This is a genomic window from Levilactobacillus namurensis DSM 19117, assembly GCF_001434785.1.
GTDB classification, from domain to species: Bacteria; Bacillota; Bacilli; order Lactobacillales; family Lactobacillaceae; genus Levilactobacillus; species Levilactobacillus namurensis.
Genome location: NZ_AZDT01000046.1, coordinates 1 through 17,627 on the forward strand (window position 1 = coordinate 1; position 17,627 = coordinate 17,627).

Annotated in this window: 13 protein-coding genes and 1 tRNA gene; 2 read left to right on the forward strand and 12 right to left on the reverse strand. The window is 53.4% G+C overall.

Features of this window, described 5'->3' with window-relative positions; translation table 11 throughout:
• Positions 1–74: 74 nt before the first annotated feature.
• Together FD30_RS07255 and FD30_RS07260 are read right to left on the reverse strand one after the other, a co-directional pair.
• Entirely contained in the window at positions 75–764 is a 690-nt protein-coding gene (locus FD30_RS07255; protein WP_056944480.1) for a M57 family metalloprotease, read from the reverse strand.
• A 243-nt stretch (positions 765–1,007) separates the two neighbouring features.
• Positions 1,008–1,709, reverse strand: coding sequence for a matrixin family metalloprotease (locus FD30_RS07260; protein ID WP_082604842.1), 702 nt, complete (start codon positions 1,707–1,709; stop codon positions 1,008–1,010).
• Between the two features lie 474 nt (positions 1,710–2,183).
• Between FD30_RS07260 and FD30_RS07265 the strand changes: the two genes are divergently transcribed.
• The gene (locus tag FD30_RS07265; protein ID WP_056944481.1) at positions 2,184–6,137 is read left to right on the forward strand and encodes a KxYKxGKxW signal peptide domain-containing protein; all 3,954 of its coding nucleotides are present in this window, start codon (positions 2,184–2,186) and stop codon (positions 6,135–6,137) included.
• Positions 6,138–6,228: 91 nt separating this feature from the next.
• On the opposite strand, the gene rihA is transcribed toward FD30_RS07265, so the two are convergent.
• From rihA to FD30_RS07290, 5 genes are all read right to left on the reverse strand, one after another.
• Positions 6,229–7,164, reverse strand: coding sequence for a pyrimidine-specific ribonucleoside hydrolase RihA (rihA, locus tag FD30_RS07270; protein WP_056944482.1), 936 nt, complete (start codon positions 7,162–7,164; stop codon positions 6,229–6,231).
• 93 nt (positions 7,165–7,257) lie between these two features.
• Positions 7,258–7,797, reverse strand: coding sequence for a cob(I)yrinic acid a,c-diamide adenosyltransferase (locus FD30_RS07275; protein ID WP_056944483.1), 540 nt, complete (start codon positions 7,795–7,797; stop codon positions 7,258–7,260).
• Positions 7,798–7,806: 9 nt separating this feature from the next.
• Entirely contained in the window at positions 7,807–10,056 is a 2,250-nt protein-coding gene (gene nrdJ, locus FD30_RS07280; RefSeq protein ID WP_056944518.1) for a ribonucleoside-triphosphate reductase, adenosylcobalamin-dependent, read from the reverse strand.
• A 231-nt stretch (positions 10,057–10,287) separates the two neighbouring features.
• A complete protein-coding gene (locus FD30_RS07285; protein WP_056944484.1) occupies positions 10,288–11,004 on the reverse strand; it encodes a class I SAM-dependent methyltransferase in 717 nt (238 codons plus the stop codon).
• Between the two features lie 185 nt (positions 11,005–11,189).
• Positions 11,190–11,261: transfer RNA gene (locus FD30_RS07290), tRNA-Gln, on the reverse strand.
• Positions 11,262–11,515: 254 nt separating this feature from the next.
• Here FD30_RS07290 and FD30_RS07295 point away from each other — a divergent pair.
• Complete coding sequence (locus tag FD30_RS07295) at positions 11,516–12,490, forward strand: LacI family DNA-binding transcriptional regulator (RefSeq protein ID WP_056944485.1); 975 nt, start codon at positions 11,516–11,518, stop codon at positions 12,488–12,490.
• Positions 12,491–12,606: 116 nt separating this feature from the next.
• Here FD30_RS07295 and FD30_RS07300 read toward each other — a convergent pair whose 3' ends face one another.
• The 5 genes from FD30_RS07300 to scrK form a co-directional block, all read right to left on the reverse strand.
• Positions 12,607–13,689, reverse strand: a complete 1,083-nt coding sequence (locus FD30_RS07300) for a glycosyltransferase (protein ID WP_056944486.1) — start codon at positions 13,687–13,689, stop codon at positions 12,607–12,609.
• Positions 13,690–14,041: 352 nt separating this feature from the next.
• Entirely contained in the window at positions 14,042–14,431 is a 390-nt protein-coding gene (locus FD30_RS07305; protein ID WP_024747334.1) for a VOC family protein, read from the reverse strand.
• Positions 14,432–14,434: 3 nt separating this feature from the next.
• Positions 14,435–15,217, reverse strand: a complete 783-nt coding sequence (locus tag FD30_RS07310; RefSeq protein WP_056944519.1) for a DUF6198 family protein — start codon at positions 15,215–15,217, stop codon at positions 14,435–14,437.
• A 47-nt stretch (positions 15,218–15,264) separates the two neighbouring features.
• Positions 15,265–16,275: a zinc-dependent alcohol dehydrogenase family protein gene (locus FD30_RS07315; protein ID WP_024747332.1), complete on the reverse strand. Its 1,011-nt coding sequence runs from the start codon at positions 16,273–16,275 to the stop codon at positions 15,265–15,267.
• A gap of 26 nt (positions 16,276–16,301) precedes the next feature.
• Entirely contained in the window at positions 16,302–17,177 is an 876-nt protein-coding gene (scrK, locus tag FD30_RS07320) for a fructokinase ScrK (RefSeq protein WP_024747331.1), read from the reverse strand.
• Positions 17,178–17,627: the final 450 nt, after the last annotated feature.

Consider the following 17,627-nt stretch of genomic DNA (forward strand, 5'->3'; position numbering starts at 1 on the left):
GTTTTTGAAAAACATGAAAACTGACGACTTTTTTGAAAGGTATGAATAATTCAGGATAAGGATTCCTGCTCAACTCAGGGATGGGCAACCCGTGGCCGGGACCCATAGACGCCTCGTAAACCCGCTAAGTCCCCGGTGGTCAGGTCCGTATTACCCTGATTCGTGGGATACATCACGGAATCGATGTCCCGGCTATGTTCCAACCCTAAGGCGTGGCCCAATTCGTGGGTCGCCACCGCATCGTTAAACGACTGCGGATAAGCCCGATTCAGGCTGGCCGTGGCTTGATTGCTGGTCAACATGCCCCGCGGATTCAACGTATTCACGATTTCCGGGCCCCCATGACCTAACTCGATCTTCTGGGGGTCCTTAGCCGTCTGCCGGTAAGCGGAAAAGACCACTTGATTACTCCCATCGGGCCCCACACCGGGCTTCAAGTGAACCAACCCCGTCCGGTTAAACGTGGCGACGGCCGTCTCAAAGACGTCGCGGCCATCCGTAGGCAGGTTATGATCGAATCGGTAGTAGTAGGTCCGTGCCAAAGACTCGCCGTGAATGATCTTAAAGATGGGTGTGGCCCCCTTAGTGGTCGCAGCTTGCGCGGGTGTCGGCCGAACTGGCTGGGGCAGATGCAGGATCCGCAAGACACGGTCCCACTGCGCGTTCACCCAGCGCGTACCCTCCGGTGTCAGCTGACTATGGTAGAGTCCCCCCATCATCAGTAGAACCAGCAATCCGCCAATACACCACATTCGCCACTTCACACTTAGCACCCCTTTTACATTTTTTAGGACTTGGTCAGGCCAAATCGTCTGCGACGTTTGTACCATATATCAAAGTCCGACGGTAGGGAGTCGCCGAATGTTTCGGATTTAAAAACGCTAAAGTGCGTTAGACGGCGGTTTAAAGCGGTTTTCTCGCACGCAAGATAAGTGGTCTAACCAATTAAAATTGCTTGATCAAAAACGGCCCGTCGAAAGAACACCCTTCGACGAGCCGTTAACTGTCTACTTGTTCGTCGACCCATAAATCGCCTTCAGCCCGGCAATGTCGCCCGCCGATAGCTGACTGCGTCCCTGACTGATGGGATACATCACCGATAACAGGGACTGACTGTGGTCTAAGCCTAAGGCGTGCCCCAACTCGTGAGTCGCCACCGCGTCGCTGAACGCCCCGCCATAGTCCGCGTTGAGACTGGCGTTGGCGTTATTCTGATCATGGGTCCCCGCCAGGCTCACCCGTTGTGTGATGCTGGGACCGCCATGGCCTAACTCAATCTCCGCGCTGTTCTGGGCCATGCGCTTATGATAGACCGAGAAGGTAATGGAATTCTTCCCCGCTGGCGCAGTCCCTTGGACCAGGTGAACGATGCCCGTGGCGTTGTACCGCGACACGGCGTCCGCAAAGACCCGGCGACCAGCGGCAGGAAGCGTTGCGCTATAGTGGTAATAATAGGTGGGCGACAACCGCATCCCCTCCACGATGGGTTCCATCGGGGTGGTGGTGGTCGAGGAACTTGGCTTGGCCATGTCTCGCTCTTGCCCCATCAACCGGTTGACCCAGTTGCCATCTAGGGCCGTGACCAGCTCCGTTCGTAACTGATTGACTTTCGCCGTAGCTTGCGGGACCAACGTTGCGCGATTTTGGTAACCCAGGACAACCGCCACTACGAGGACCAACATGCCCAATAATCGTCTGATTGTCCGCATCACAACCTCATCCTCCATTTCTTATCCGGTAGTCTTCTTTTATACCATAGTTTTCCCGCTATCCCCTACTCATTTGCTACCTCCGTCCCCAATCTTTACGTTTTCGTTAGAGTCCGTAACGGTCGTTGCGGTGGTTAACTAGTGGCACTACGGCAGCTATGCGCATTTAAGTTCGTGTGTTACAGTCGTTAAAATCTGTGGGGGGCCGTCCATTAACGCTTACCCCATTTAGATAAATATGGTTATCCAGAAAAGGTTAAACGAGAAGTGCCCGTAGTTTGCTAAAAGAATTAACTAACGCCTTGCCACTACGGTGTTTAACAAGCAAAAAGGAGCTTTATAACACCCAATTACCCTAAAAATGCTTCCTATTGTAAATTAATTATTGGCTTATTTGTGATTGATTATACAATGAGGGTGTTAAAAGCAAAAGAGGATTACATACTAAACGACTTTGACTGGAGGATGAGGAGCATGTTAGAGACTAAAGTACATTATAAAAGTTACAAGGCAGGCAAGCGCTGGCTCTACGCGGCAATCAGTGTCACGAGTCTCTGTGCTGGCTTGGCGTTGACCGTCCCGGCCAACGCAGCGACCACGGATTCAGATTCGACACCGGTCACTGAAACCGTTAATGCGGATTCATCGTCCAATAATGAAAACGTAACCAATTCTAATGTTGACCCAGCAAATACTAATGGCTCAAATGACACTAGCAATGATGTTACCAATAATGACACTAATCCTAACAACATTACCGATACTGACTCAAACAACAATACCAATACTAACGACGTTACTGATAGCAACTCAAACAACAATGCCAATACCAACGACGTTACCGATAGCAGCTCAAATAACGACGCCAATACCAACGACGTTACTGATAGCAGCTCAAATAACGACGTTACCAACAATGCTGTAAATGATGACACGACCAACAACGTCAATGCTGACTCAACTGATGATACAGATACTAACGGGAACACGGATGAGAAGACGCAATTATCCACACCCCAAGATTTAGACAGTGCTTCGGATATTACGGACCCACTACTGGTGAAAAATTCCGGCGCACCACAAGATCAGAGTCAAGACAAGCTGAACCTAGCAGTGTCTGTCACGGCAACCAACGCTAAAGGAACCCAGACATCTAAAGACTCGACTCAGGCTAACAATCAAGTCGTCGCCGTAAATACCGATGACACGTCCTTAAACGTCACCTACACCATTACCAACCAGACGGATACCAGTCAGGGTCTGTGGATGTACATCACTTTCCCCGCCTACTTGAACCATACGACAGATTGGACGGTTGCACCAACGGTCGACGCTTCCAACTTCGCAAACGTTCCTGATAGCGTTCAACAGTCCTTCCTCACCACCGATGACGGGATGTATTATCAACCTTCAGGATTCGATTGGACGACTCTAAAAGAAGTCCAGTTAAAAGGTAGTCTTAACGCGGGCGACCAATACACCGTCACGTTACCAATCACCATTCCAGCCGCCGGCAAAGACGATAGCACGTTACAAATCATTTCTTTCACGCCCGAATGGAAGACTACTACGGTGAACTTAACAGCGGTGGACCCAGTGATCTCAAGCGGCGATACCGATACTGACAACCCAGATACTAATACTGACACTGATAACCCGAATACCAATACTGATACTGACAATCCAGATACCCACCAGACAGATGGGAACACGGATGAAACGACCCAACTATCTGACCCCCAAGATTTAGCCAGTGCTCCGGACATTACGGATCCATTACTCGTGAAAGATTCTGGTGCAGCGCAAGACCAGAGTCAAGATAAGGTGAACTTGGCAGTATCTGTCACGGCAACCAACGCTAAAGGAACCCAGACATCCAAGGATTCTACCCAGGCTAACAATCAGGTTGTCGCCGTAAATACCGATGACACAACCCTGAACGTTACCTACACCATTACCAACCAGACGGATACCAGTCAAGGTCTATGGATGTACGTCGTTTTGCCCGCCTACTCAAGCAATACGACGGCTTGGACGGTCGCACCAACGGCTGGCTCTACTAGCTTTGCGGGTGTTCCTGATAGTGTTCAACAATCCTTTCTCACCACTACCACCAACGGGACGTATTATCAGCCTTCAGGATTCGATTGGACGACCCTAAAAGAAATCCAGTTACAAGGCAGTCTTGACGCGGGCGACCAATATACCATCACGTTACCAATCGTCATTCCAGCTGCCGGCACAGGCAATGGCACGCTACAAATCATTTCTTTCACGCCCGAATGGAAGAGCGCCACGGTGAACTTAACGGCGGTGGACCCAGTTAGCTACCACGCCCCTACCAACTTACCAACGGCGACGCCACAGACGCCAACCGCCACAGTTGATCCGGACGTTACCGAACCCACACCAGCCATTACCAACAATCCAGACCTGCAAGAAAAGACCAATACGGCGCCCGTAGATGCCACGATTCGGATCACGGCCAAAAACGAAAATGGGTCGAGTACATCCTTAACTTCTCACGCTGATACACACAACAATGCGTCAATGGTCATTGTGGACAGTCACGCTACCGATTTGACGGCCCTATTCGACCTGACCAATACCACTGATACGGTTCAAGCAGCGAATACGTTCTTTAGTCTCCCAACTTACTACAATAACCGCTACCCTACCCACACCAGCGTCGTCACCATGGCAAATGACGTGAATATTGACGACTTAATTCCTGACCTGCCCACTGGCTTAGCCGTTCACTTCGTTGTTGGAGACACAGAATACGACTCCTACTCCGACATGCTCGCTGCGGATCCCGATTTTCAATGGTCTGATTTGACACAATTCCACGTGGTCGGGCAATTAGCGGCTAAGTCGGGCTACACGTTAAACGTGCCACTCAGCGTCCAAAAGACTGATCCATACACCATCAATGGTGGTTCGATTATGAGCCAATACTCATTTGGTGCCGTTCGAAACGACGATGGCTTTTACTTTAGAATTGCGGACCAAGAGGATGATTTAAACGGTAACTACCAAGCCGTTTTGGTCAACCCAAATGACGATGGCAATCCATATGTTGCGGCACCGGCAGACGTCCAAGCGGCTATGCCAAAGATCGGCCAAGACCAAGTTTCCTACCACAACTTCTTCTCCGGTTCGACTGGCTCTACGACGGACCATCCTTATACTGGTGGTATCGTAACCATTAACTATCAGAACGCTGATTTTGCCGACGCCATTAATCACTTAGGGTATGCCGTGACGTTAGGTTCCAACGGGCAACCTTATGAGTTGATGAGCTACCTCTCCGATGGCAACCCTTCCCTGATTGAAAACCCAACGGAAAATCCTTTAGTTTACGTGATTGTTCGTCAGGTCTTGCAGACCCAAGACAAGACGCTCCAAGTCGGCGACAACTGGAACCAACTCGATAACTTCGTGGCTGGCTTTGACAACCAAGACCAGCCCCTACAAGCTAGTGATATTCAAGTTACTCAAATCTCCGACCCGTCTGGTATCGTAAAGGATGGTAAGGTCACGGCAGCCGGCACCTTTACGGTCACTTACGCTTACCAAGTTGCCGATGATTACTACGGTAAGGGTGAACCTTACATGGTTTACAAGACGGCGACCGTTACGGTAGATGCTCCTGATCCGGTTGACCCAACGCCAACCGACCCTAGCACTGACCCAGATAATCCGGGAACCACTACGCCGACCGACCCTAGCACCGACCCAGATAATCCGGGTACGACTACGCCAACTGACCCTAGCACCGACCCAGATAATCCGGGAACCACTACGCCGACCGACCCTAGCACCGACCCAGATAATCCGGGTACGACTACGCCGACCGACCCTAGCACCGATCCGGACAACCCAGGTACGACCACGCCGACCGACCCTAGCACCAATCCGGATAATCCGGGAACCACCACGCCAGTTGACCCATCCACGCCGACTAATCCAGATACAACCACCGGCAACGAGACCGCTGTAACGGGCGGCTCCGGTGACACGGCCACGGTTACGACGCCAAGTGCGACCACCGATGATTCGGCCGAAACCATCGACACTAATGCGGTCACAACTGCAACGCCGCTGGTTACTTCAGGAGATGCCGATTCCGTAAACACTACTCAAGAATCGACGACTTCCGCCAAAATCATTCATGGTGGTGACGGCGCTACGATTACGACTGGTAAGTCTGCGGTAATCGCCAACCAAGCCAAAGCCAAGACGGCGACTCCCGCTACCGCCACTACCCTGAGCGCTCAGACTACGACGCCAAAGGCCACGGCAACCACGTCAGCCCAGTTGCCTCAAACCAATGAAGCTAAACCGAATGGTCTGGCCATCTTGGGGATGGGCCTGTTAACCGGTGCCCTGAGCCTTGTCGGTCTCAAATCCCGGAAGCACGACTAGTCCCGTGTTAAACTGAATCCTAAGAAAAAATCAGAGGGAACGCTCAAAATAAAGCGTTCCCTCTGATTTTTTGCATCCTTCAGTTCAAGTGTTACCCGAACGTCTTCAACGAATCCTTAATCAACTGGATAAAGGCCGCCCGGTCGATATCCAGGAGGACCTCCGTATTCTTAGGCTTGCCGGTCAACTCATAATAGTCACAAACCGTTTCGCCCCGGGTCAACTCTCCAGCCGTTTCCACGTCCACGTTCATCCGCTCGGTCTTGAACCACTCGGGATGAATCAACCACGTAATCGTGCAAGGGTCGTGTAGCGGCGCGCCTTTAAAGCCCCACTTAGGCGCCTCGTGATAGCGTTCAAAGAAGTTCAAAAGGTCGGCGAACGCGTGGGCTACCGGGTTGTCAATCTGCCCGATCTCGGCGATTTCCGATTTTAGAATCTGGGCCTTGTGGGTCACGTTCAACGGAGCCATGACCAATGGAATCCCTGCATTCATCACAATCTTAGCTGCCTCAGGATCGACGTAGATGTTGAACTCCACGGATGGCGTCCAATTACCCAATCCCATGGCTCCACCCATGTAGACAATCTGGGCAATTTTAGTCTTCAATTCAGGGTAGACCCGCAGGAACAACGCAATATTGGTCATGGGCCCCGTGACCACCAACGTCACCGGCGTGGTACTCTCCCGCAACGTCTGCGCGATGAGCTCAATCGCGGTCAGGGGCTGTACGGCAAAGTCGGGGTCTGGCAGGTCGGCACCGTCTAAGCCGGACTTACCGTGCACGTTGCCAGCCGTTTCCAAAGGCTTCAAGAGGGGTGTCCGGTTACCTCCCGCCACGGGGATCTCCTGGTGGTGCATCAGGGTCAGTAACCGCATGGCGTTATTCAACGTCTTTTCCGGCGTCTGGTTCCCCGCCGAAGTCGTCACCGCCAACAGCTCAATCTCGGGATTGGTCAACGCCAGCATCATGGCCAACGCATCGTCGTGGCCCGGGTCACAATCCAGAATAATTTTAGTCGTCATTTTCGAAACACTCCTTTAATGTCACGATTGTTATCGCTTTCATCGTACCATAAAAAGACCGACCAGCCCAGAACGGGTCGGTCGGTCATCGGTTTATGCTTTAGTTGGTTTACTGGGAACTTCCTGGTAGCCCTCGCGCCAATTCATGGTGCGGGCCAAGGCGAAGAGAAAGTCGGACAAGCGGTTCAAATAAGTCAGAATAGCTGGTTCCAACGGCTGTTCTTGATTCAAGCGAACCACGGATCGTTCAGCCCGGCGCGCCACGGTACGGGCGTACTGCAAGGCTGCACCAGTCGGCGTTCCACCAGGTAAGATGAACGCCTTAAGCACTGGCACTTCCGCCGTTAGCTGGTCGATGCGCGTTTCCAAACGCGTGGTATCGTCCGGCACCATGACCTGGTGGCGTTTGACACTAATATCGGCTTGCAAATCATAGAGCTTCCGTTGAATGTCCTGTAACTCCTGCCGTTCGGCGGTGTGGGTGTTCCCCATAATTGCAATCACGTTGCCCAACCAGGACTCAAGCTCGTCGAGGTCACCTAGCGCCACAATCTGGGCATCCGTCTTCGGAACCATCCGGCCACTGATCTGCTTGGTCATCCCTTGGTCGCCGACGCGGGTATAAATTTTCATACTGGCCTCCTAGCGAATCGGGCAGGCCCCACCGGCACAGTCGGATTGGTCGACTAACTCGATATCCTTCTGGTCGTGGTGGTTGTTCTGCTGGTCAAAGACCTGGGCAACGTCGCCCGTGATCTCAGCGCGCTTAGCCTGGTAAGTCTGAACATCAATGGGTTCCTTCGGCGCTTGCTTGAAGCCACTGCCGCTGTATGGCAAGAGCGACGTCGACTTGGTGGTGTGCCGGTATTGCGTCAGTAAGTCCGCAATCTCTCCCGCTTCATTAGGCTGGAAGGTCACGGTACAACTGACCGCATTATCGGACCAGTACGTCTGCAAGAAGGCCTGGGTCGCGAACTGTTCCGCAATCGACACGTTCCCCGCCGAAGCAAAGTTAGGGTCGTCCGCGTTCGCCGCCTTGACCGGGAATTCAACGCACATGGTGTTCTTGGTGTAAACGTCCGGCTCGATGTGGTAACCACAAGCCGCTAAAGCCGGCAGTAAGGGGTCGGATTCCTGGAACCGAATCCGTTGAATCAGGTAACCTGCGTAGTGGAAGTGCATCCCTTCGGAAACCCCCGCTAACTTAGCGACGGTCCCGGATGGCTTCACCGTAGTGTGCTTGATCGACGATTGGCATCCCAGGTCGTCCGAGTAGGCTTGGTCAGCTGCCACAACGGCGTGGTAGAGGGCGTCCACCCGCTTAACGGCCGCCTGGTTATAGATGGGTTGGGCCACTAACTTGCCCGTTTCGGGGTCCTTGACTTCGTTGAAGCCCGTGACCACCCGCGTCTTGAAGGTATCCAAGATCCAGTCTTGAATCCCGGACATCGAAATCCCGATTCGCCGGTTCTTTTGAATGGCCTTACGCGAGACTTCCCAGTCGTAATCACTGAAGGTGACCCGCTTGGCAAACCGGGTGCCCAATTCGAAGGCGTCTTCCAGTTGCCAGCCTTGCTGTTCCGCAACGCCCGGAAAGACTTCGAATAAGTTGCAGGGTTCCCCGTTACTCAACGAGATTTCCCCACACGGGTTGGTCCCTTCTACGGCGTCATCGATGCCCGCCTGGTAACCATCGGCCATCCGGCCATAGTGCCGGGACAGTTCGAGGTTCACGATACCGGGTTCCCCGTTTTGGGCAATGGCGTCCGCAATTAGTCCGTAATGGTCGAATGCGGAGTCAACTGCCACACTGTTATTCGAGGCCCACCGGTGATGGTAGAGTTGCTTCTTATCTTGTTTCATGGTGATGAACGCGTCATCGTCGGCACCGCCTAAGGCCAGCTCTGCTGAGCGCCGGACGTTCCCCGCCACCACAGTCTTTCCAATCAGGTTCCCGAGGTCGGTGCAGTCCACCGAAGTCAAGCGGTGGCCCTGCTTAGCGTTCAAGATTTGGTTGATATCAAATAACATTTCAATTAATGGCATCGGGCCAGAAGCGGTCCCGCCAAAGCCCTTGATGGGCGCATCCTTAGGTCGAATGTTGGACATGTCCAGCACCACCCGGTTGGCGTCCGTAGGGTTGGTCTGATCAAAGTGTGCGTCGATCAGGTTGGCGTTGGCCAGTACCCAGCCTTCCCGGGTATCGGGAAGCTCGTAGTACCGCGCACCTTGCAGTTCGTGCGTCGCCAGCCAGTCCGCCTTGTTGACGGCACCTAAAGCTACGGAATCCGCGTACGATTGACTGTTTTCGTCAATTAGAATCGTCAAGTCAACGGACCGGTCCACGGCTGGAATCTGCGCCACATTCGTTGGCACTACGGAGAAACCGACCCCGCCGCCCTTCATCAGTTGGTCGAACATGAAGGAGTAAGGCATAGAAACCGCCTTTTGATCCGGTTGCAGGTAATCGGGGATAATGTGGCTGTCCCCGTAAGCCTGGGGCCGCACAGCGATGAACCAGCAGTTGTTCAACGCGTCACCATTGCGATGCTGGTAGTTGGTCCCCGAGATCCATAGGTTCCGCCCGGACGGCGTGGCACTCAGCCCATAGATCAGCTTAAAGAGGCGTTGGGCTTCCTGCGTCAACTCCGCGCGCAACTGGTCACTCACCGTATCGCCCTGCAAGCGGGGGTCTAGATTGATGTTCCCTTCAACCACCCGTTGGACCGTTTCCGGCCATTCTTCGGTGCGTTGTTGGTCCGGTAGCCAGCGCGCATAAGTCCGTTTATACGTCACCCACCCGAGTTCGCCCCAGTGAGGGGTCACCGTCTGTTCAACTTCTTTGATAAATGCTGCGGATAACGTAATTGGTGCAGCGGTTGCCGTATTCATCATTCTCATCGCTCCCATCTCAAATGAAACTACGCTATATATAGTAGCACCCATTCCGGAGTCCACACAATATATAGTTATTTGAAAGTGGGTGTTGACTTTTGAGATTTCAGACCATCCCCTAAACTGGACAAAGCCAGATTTAGCGATTTACGCACCCGTCCCACGCGTTTTTGCCACCTTAACCGTTTTACGGGTAAAAGGTTCGATTTTCCCCGTGAGTTTTTTCGTTCAGCTGACTAAGGTCCCCTCGCGCGGTTTAACCGCCGTCAACGTCAGCGTGGGTAACCAGGGGCCACCCCACCAGCCGTGATAGCCGGTCCCCGTCACCTGGATGTCTTGGTAACCCAAGCGCTGTAAGGCCTCACGGTACTCGGCACAGGCAAATCCCCGGTCCATGATCAGGACGCGACCGCCTGGTGCCAGAACCCGATTCAGCTCTTGAAGCGCCTGTAACCGTCCGGCTCTGGGCTGGACCCGGTGAAGCGCTAAGCTAGAGACCACCAGATTGAACTGGTTCGGCTGCCAGGGTAAGTCTCGCAGGTCGGCCGTCTGAACGGTCACCCGGTCGGCTAGATTAGCGGCTTGCCACCGCGACATCAACGCCGGGCATCGTGCGGCAGAATCCACCGGCACGACCCCCGTGACCTGACCGCCCACCGGTAGCCGCATCGCCAACTGGCGTAAGGGGCCGGACCCACAACCCAGGTCTAACGCCCGAGTCTGGTCATTCAGAGGGACCATCGCCAACAGCTGATGCCAGATCCGTTCCCGGCCCAGCCACGCCGTATGTAACCAGATGGTCCCACTCACCAGGCTCACCCCGCTGACCAGTAACCAGCCCACTTGACGGAACACCACCCAGGCACCGAATCCCACAACCCCTACCAAGAACCACCCGACAACCTGGCGTCCGTCGCCAAGTCCCCATTCACGACTCACTTGCATCCTCTTCACCCCTTTATTTGCTGGTATGAGTATAGCAAAGAACCCCTCAACGGCTGGTGACAAAGTGCCCGGAACGCAAAATTAATAATTACAGTCTTTATAATGCGCCGCGTATCCCCGGCATCACCGCGTTTACGCGCACAAAAAAAGCCGTCAAAGCACGACGGCTTCAACGGCGATTCTGATTGGGCTAGCTGGGTTCGAACCAGCGCATCACGGGATCAAAACCCGTTGCCTTACCACTTGGCTATAGCCCAATAATTGCGTCATCACTGACTCAACAGGTAATAATTTTAGCATTTAACCCCACAATCGCGCAACCCCTTTTTTCAAAATTTTTACCGTTCTGGCCATTTTTCACCCCACCAGGGCCCGCTCCAGTTGATGGTTATTAGTTGACGGCGAAAACCAGTTAACGCTACTATAGAATTGATAGCTTACAGTACCGGCGATTCCACGGGACTCGCCGGTTTCGACTGATTGAAACACTTTATTAAAGGAGGTGCGCACGATGTCGCACAAAATTACCATCAAAGACGTTGCGACTCAAGCTGGCGTCTCCGAAGCCACGGTGTCCCGGGCGCTCAATGACAGTCCCCAGGTCAAGGCCCACACCCGCCAGCGAATCCAGGAATTGGCCCGGCAACTGGGGTACCACCCCAACGGTCTGGCCCGAAGCATCCGTGTTCAGCACACCCACACCCTGGGCGTCATCATCCCCGACATCTTGAACGCCTTCTTCACCCAAATCGTCCGGGCCATCGAGGACGCGGCCGATGCGGCCGGTTACGACGTGCTGATCATGAACACCGACGAGCACTTGTCCCGGGAGACCAAGGCGCTCGACTTGATGCTAGAAAAGCGGGTCGACGGTGTGATTATCACCAGCGCCGGTGGCCCCACCGACTACGCGACACGCTTAGGGGACACCCCCGCGGTCTTCGTTGACCGGATGCCTCCCCACAAGGCTGAGCGCTTCGACCGGGTGTTGGTCGATAACGTCCAAGCCACCGAAGACCTGGTCACCCGGTTGATCGACCGGGGATCCACCCGCGTGGGCATCATCAACAGTGCTGTCTCCATGACAGCTACTGAACGGCTACAGGGCTACCATCAGGCTCTCCAGAAGGCTGGGATGGCCTTTGATCCCGCCATCGAGGTCAACGCGCGCACAGATAATTCCAACGTCTCGCAGATGACTCGTCAAATTCTGGTCAACCAGCGGTGTGACGGCCTTTTCGCCGCGGATAACACCATCATGGACACAGTCCTGCACCGCATCCCCGAACTCCAGTTACCCCCCTTTCAGCTGGGGGGCTTCGATGACCAGGATTGGTTCGACTTTCTGCCCTACCACATCGTCACAGCCAAGCAACCCATATCGCAGATTGCCCAAACGGCGGTCGACCGCTTATTGGCGCGCATTCGCCAGCCCCGAATGGCCCCAGAGGAATTCCGGTTGCCCGCCCAAATTATCACACACTAATACACCAAAAGGAGCCTCAGGCACTGCCAAGGCTCCTTTTTAGCATCTCTAAATAGATGATCCGTTCGTACGCATTGACACTAACGGCCTTTTCCCGGACGCGCCTTAATCGCCACTTACCGACCCAAGGTCTTTTGGCTCAACGGTCCCGTGGCCTGCAGGGTAAACTTGGGGGCCAAGACCTTGGCTTCAGCGGCGACCAAGGCTTGGCGGGTGAACCAGCCGCTACGAATCAGCTGGCCGACCTGGGCCACGTTGGCCAACATGGTCGCCAAATCTGCGGCACTAAGCTGTTGAATCGCCTGATCCAGTTGGTCTAACGAATCAATCGCTAATCCCAGGTGGTTGCGGACAATCAGGTCGGCAACCGCCGCTTCCTTCCAGACGATCACTGGTAACCCGTGCGACAGGTACATCGAGACCTTGTGTGGATGGTTGTAGCGGGTGTAGGAACTATAGCGGTAAGTCGTCGTGTTCCCGTCCCAGGCTAAGCCAAAGGTCGGCGGCAACTCCCGTAAGAGCTGGCGCCGGACCCGTGAGCCCCGGTAGTCCACTTGCGGATTGGCCATCAAGGCCCGGGTCAATTGGGGATTCGCGGCCCCAAACACGGTGATGGGCGTCTGGGCCGACCAATCCCCTAGGTATTGCGACTTCTGTAAGTTCCCCGCCAAGACTACTCGGCGTTGGAAGTCCTGCGGCTGAATCGCGTGGCGGACGTCCGTCGCACCGTCATCTAAGTAATCCAATAGGTACTGGTAGACTACCGGCGTGGTAACCCCCTGTTGGCGCAAATAAGCCGTCATCCGTTCGCTGTGGACGATCAATACGTCACACTGGTTGAAGAAGGCAAACTCGTGAATCCACCGTGGGGCGTGTTGGTCCCGCAACGTCTCGATGTCGTGAATCAGGGCCACCACCCGGACTCCCCGGCGATGCATCTGGCGAATAAAGAAGTCCTCGTAGCGCCCGTCATTCAAAGACGGGTACTGGTAGACCAGTAAGTCGCCCTGGGACACGCCCGCCGTTGCGCCCTGAATCCGGGCCATCAGGGCCTCGTTCGACTCTTTGAGGCCCCCGTAGCGGCGAATATCAATGATGTGGTACCCGGCCGCCTGCCCAATCGTCGCGATATCGGCCTTCGCTTGACGCGTGGCGTCAAACGTCGGGCCTTGTAGAATATCCGTTAACCATTTCTTCATGTCATGCCACTCCCCTAAAACAATCCATCAGAAACGCTTAGAAGCGGGACAATCCCACACCCGCTCCATTCTTTACTTCCACTATAGAGACCCCGCCTAACCACTGACAACCGCTAACCATCGCTTAGGATAACCACTTACCCAATTACTGATTAGAGCCACTATACTAGGGACGGTCTGAAAGCGACTCCGAAAGTTAACCGGGCCCAACTAGCAGGGTGATCCGACTGTCAGCCGCTCGATAAGGCGCATGACGCCCACACTCGGTGTGTTTTAAGATAAGTCCAAAAAATGGCTCCGGAAATCAGTTGATGATTTCCGGAGCCATAACGTTTAAAGTAACGGTTCGTATTTAGAGAATCTGGCAGAACTCAATCGTTTCATGGTTGGGCCCCAAGATGTTGAAGAAGCGAATCCCCTTATCCCAGAACGTTGGGATGGATTGAATCTCGGTGTTGACCAAGTTCAACCCCTGCTCTTTGGCCGCAGCGAACGCCTTGTCGACGTCCGTGGTGTTCAGAGAAACGTGATTGATTGCCCCAGCTTCTGGGTTGGTTGGATCGCCTTCCCAGGTCTCAATCGTCAGGTTGCCCAATCGCATGAAGGCACAGCGGTTCTCGCCGTTGTGGAACAGACCCGCCTGTTCGAACCCGATGCTCTTGTAAAAGGCAATCGTCTTATCTAAATCGATGGATGGAATTCCGATATGTTGGACTCCCGTAATGTAATCTGATACTGCCATAAGTTACTCCTCCTTAGACATGACACTGTCATTCCCAACATCCAAGGCCTGATGCTTCAGGTGCGGGAAGACCACTTTGTCGGCCCAACCGGTAATGCTCCCTTGGAAGAGGAAGGCAAATAGCGTTCCTAACCCAAAGTTAACGATTTGACCCGTCATAATGGCCGCAAAGACCGCCATCAAAAACGGTGGCACGTAGGAGACCCACATGGCCGTGGTCGCGTTGCCCTTGAAGTAACGGAACCGCAGAATCTGCATCAAATCATCGGATGGGTGTAAGACCAAGTTGACCCGTTGGTAGATGGAAATCGCGACCGCAATGAAAGCGACCCCTAAGAAGTTCAGCGCCACATATAACAGCACCATCCCCACGCCATGTGCTTCGGGCAGTCCCACGTAGAGTTGGGGATACTTACCCGTGAAGAAATCCTCGAAAATCTGGATTAACGCGGAGAAGGGGACCATGAAGGCCATGTTGCCGATCACCCGTTTCCATTCCCAATGGTGGATCAGGATGGCGTTTAACACGGAGGTCAGAAACCCCACGATTAGAAACGCCCAGAAGAGGTTCCAGTGTAGCGCCGTCCCCATATTGGCTTCGGCGGCGGTCCAGAAGGCCGCCCCCAAAAACGAGGGATGGATCTTCGCACTGGTGACCAGCGTCAGCACGTTGCCGGCGGAGTTGATCACTAGCGATAAAGCGAAGAACGCCAGTGCTCGCGACATGGACATGGTCCGTTGATTCGTCATAGTTTGCGCCTCACTTAGCTTAGATGTTGCCGTCATTTTCACGATTACCACGACCCTTTACTGACTGTCGTTCAGTCCAGTGACTACTTTTCGCCGCCGACCTTAACGACCGCCTTGCTGACACCCTTGATCTTGCCGCCAAGGACATCTTCAACTTGGTTCAATTCAACTTCATGACTGATCAATGGGTCAACGTTGACTTCACCACTCGCTAACAGAGCAATAGCGTCCTTGAAAGCGTATGGGTTGATGAAGGACCCTTGGATGGTCAGTTGCTTTTGGTAAACTTCGTAAGTGTTCATGGAGAAGTGTTGATCAGGCTTGCCGACACCAAACATCAGAACTTGAGCGCCCTTCTTGGTTGCTTCAACGGCTTCTTCTTGAGTTTGAGGCATCCCAACGGCTTCGATAACCACGTCGTAGTCGGCTGGAATCTTGTCACCCTTAGCAGTGTTGTAAGTGTTCTTAACGTTGAACTTTTCCTTGTTCAAGTTCAGCTTTTCGTCAATCACACCGGCCAAGTCGACTTGGTGGACACCGTAAGCTTCCAGCAATTGAACGAACAATTGACCCATGAAGCCATCACCGATGACCAAAGCCTTTTGGTAAGGCGTCAACTTCAACAGTTGAACACCGTGAACGGCACAGGATAATGGTTCCGTCGTGGCAGCGTCCTTCAAGGAAACACTGTCAGGAATTGGGTAAACCACGGATTCTGGCGCCGTGAAGGATTCTTCCAACCCACCGTTACGGGTAACCCCAACGGCGGATAAGTTGTCACAAAGTTCTGGACGGTCAGTCAAGCAGTATTCACACTTGCCACAGTAGATGTTAGGATCTACGACGACCCGGTCACCCGGTTTAACGTTCTTCACTTCAGAACCAACGGCCGCAACGACCCCGGAGTTTTCGTGACCCAATACGATTGGTGGCACAGCGTCCGCAGAGCCTGGCAGGCCAGCGTATAAGGCCCGGTCGGTCCCACAGATACCCGCGTAAGCGGTGTTGACTAAGACTTCATCCGGCTTAACTTCTGGCGTTGGCAGATCTTGGATTTCAAACTTCTTGGTACCCGTTAAAACTAATGACTTCATAACTGAATTACTCCTTTTAAAGCTAATTATTTGTTGTATTCTTTCAGGGCTAAGGCGTAGTCTCCTAAGGTAGCAGACCCGTTCTCCTTAACCAGTGGCATCACGATGTAGTCGGTCAGATCACCGACGTCCACGTAGCCGTTCAAGAGTTTGGCGAATTCAGCGCGGACCTTCACTAAGAAGGGTTCGCTGACCACGCCGCCACCGAAGACAATCTTGTCTGGGCGTAGTAGCAACGTTTCCTGCAAAGCGGCTTGCGCCACGTAGTACGCCATGATGTCCCAGACGTGATCCGTCAACGGCACGTCCTTGCCGGGCTTTCCCAGCCGAGCATCAAACGTTGGTCCGCTGACCAGGCCTTCCAAGCAATCCCCGTGGAACGGGCAGATACCAGGAAAGTCCAGGTCGTCTGGATGACGCTTCAAGCGCACGTGGCCAACTTCTGGGTGACCCATACTGCCGACGAACTTGCCGTCGATCACGGCACCCGCGCCGACCCCGGTCCCAATCGTGAAGTAGACCAATGAATTGATCTTTTCATTGAAGAGCGTCGAGGTCACGTACTCACCATAAGCTGACCCGTTCACGTCGGTGGTCCAGGCCATCGGGATGTCGAAGTCTTGCTTGAGCCGTCCTAGAAAATCAGTATTGGCCCAGCCCTTCTTCGGCGTATCCGTGATGAACCCGTACTTCGGCGAGTTCCGCCGCAGTTCGATGGGGCCAAAGGATGAGATCGCAATGGCTTTTAAATCAGGAAATTTTTTGAAATAAGCGACGGTTTTGTCCAAGGTTTCTTCGGGCGTGGTCGTTGGAATCCGCACCTTATCTAGCGTCCGGTAATCTTCATTACCCACGGCACAGACGAACTTGGTTCCCCCCGCTTCAATGCTGCCTAGTTGCAAAATTGCCACCTCCAGTGGTTGCGGAATTCTGAGACGCGATTCCGCTTAAATTTATATCGTTAGTCGTGACTGATGTCATCACCTTTAAAACGCTTTCATCATAGCATCGTTACCCAACGTTGCCTAGACGTTTTCACGCCAGTTATTTTGATGAAAAGGTCAAGAAAGCTTGGGATGGTCAAAATGTAATCGATTACGACATTCAACCATTATTTCACAATTACTCCCATTTTCCCGTTACTTTTCATTTCAATCAGTCCCACTAACGGGCCTCATCTCCCTTCCTTTTTCCGAATCTTTCCTATAATGATTAAATTGTGGTCAACATCCGGTCCCGTCAGCCGATTGGCAGGGCCGTGACGCCAGTGGGCACGACTTTGAGCTTCGCCAAGAGCGCGAATCTCAAAGCTCGGCCTTAGCCTAAGGCCAGAGAACCACTGGCCTAACGCT

Coding starts and splice junctions, on each gene's coding strand:
- FD30_RS07260 (WP_082604842.1), bottom strand. CDS start 1,709: ATGCGGACAATCAGACGATTATTGGGCATGTTGGTCCTCGTAGTGGCG.
- FD30_RS07265 (WP_056944481.1), top strand. CDS start 2,184: ATGTTAGAGACTAAAGTACATTATAAAAGTTACAAGGCAGGCAAGCGC.
- rihA (WP_056944482.1), bottom strand. CDS start 7,164: ATGACGACTAAAATTATTCTGGATTGTGACCCGGGCCACGACGATGCG.
- FD30_RS07275 (WP_056944483.1), bottom strand. CDS start 7,797: ATGAAAATTTATACCCGCGTCGGCGACCAAGGGATGACCAAGCAGATC.
- nrdJ (WP_056944518.1), bottom strand. CDS start 10,056: ATGAATACGGCAACCGCTGCACCAATTACGTTATCCGCAGCATTTATC.
- FD30_RS07285 (WP_056944484.1), bottom strand. CDS start 11,004: ATGCAAGTGAGTCGTGAATGGGGACTTGGCGACGGACGCCAGGTTGTC.
- FD30_RS07295 (WP_056944485.1), top strand. CDS start 11,516: ATGTCGCACAAAATTACCATCAAAGACGTTGCGACTCAAGCTGGCGTC.
- FD30_RS07300 (WP_056944486.1), bottom strand. CDS start 13,689: ATGAAGAAATGGTTAACGGATATTCTACAAGGCCCGACGTTTGACGCC.
- FD30_RS07305 (WP_024747334.1), bottom strand. CDS start 14,431: ATGGCAGTATCAGATTACATTACGGGAGTCCAACATATCGGAATTCCA.
- FD30_RS07310 (WP_056944519.1), bottom strand. CDS start 15,217: ATGACGGCAACATCTAAGCTAAGTGAGGCGCAAACTATGACGAATCAA.
- FD30_RS07315 (WP_024747332.1), bottom strand. CDS start 16,275: ATGAAGTCATTAGTTTTAACGGGTACCAAGAAGTTTGAAATCCAAGAT.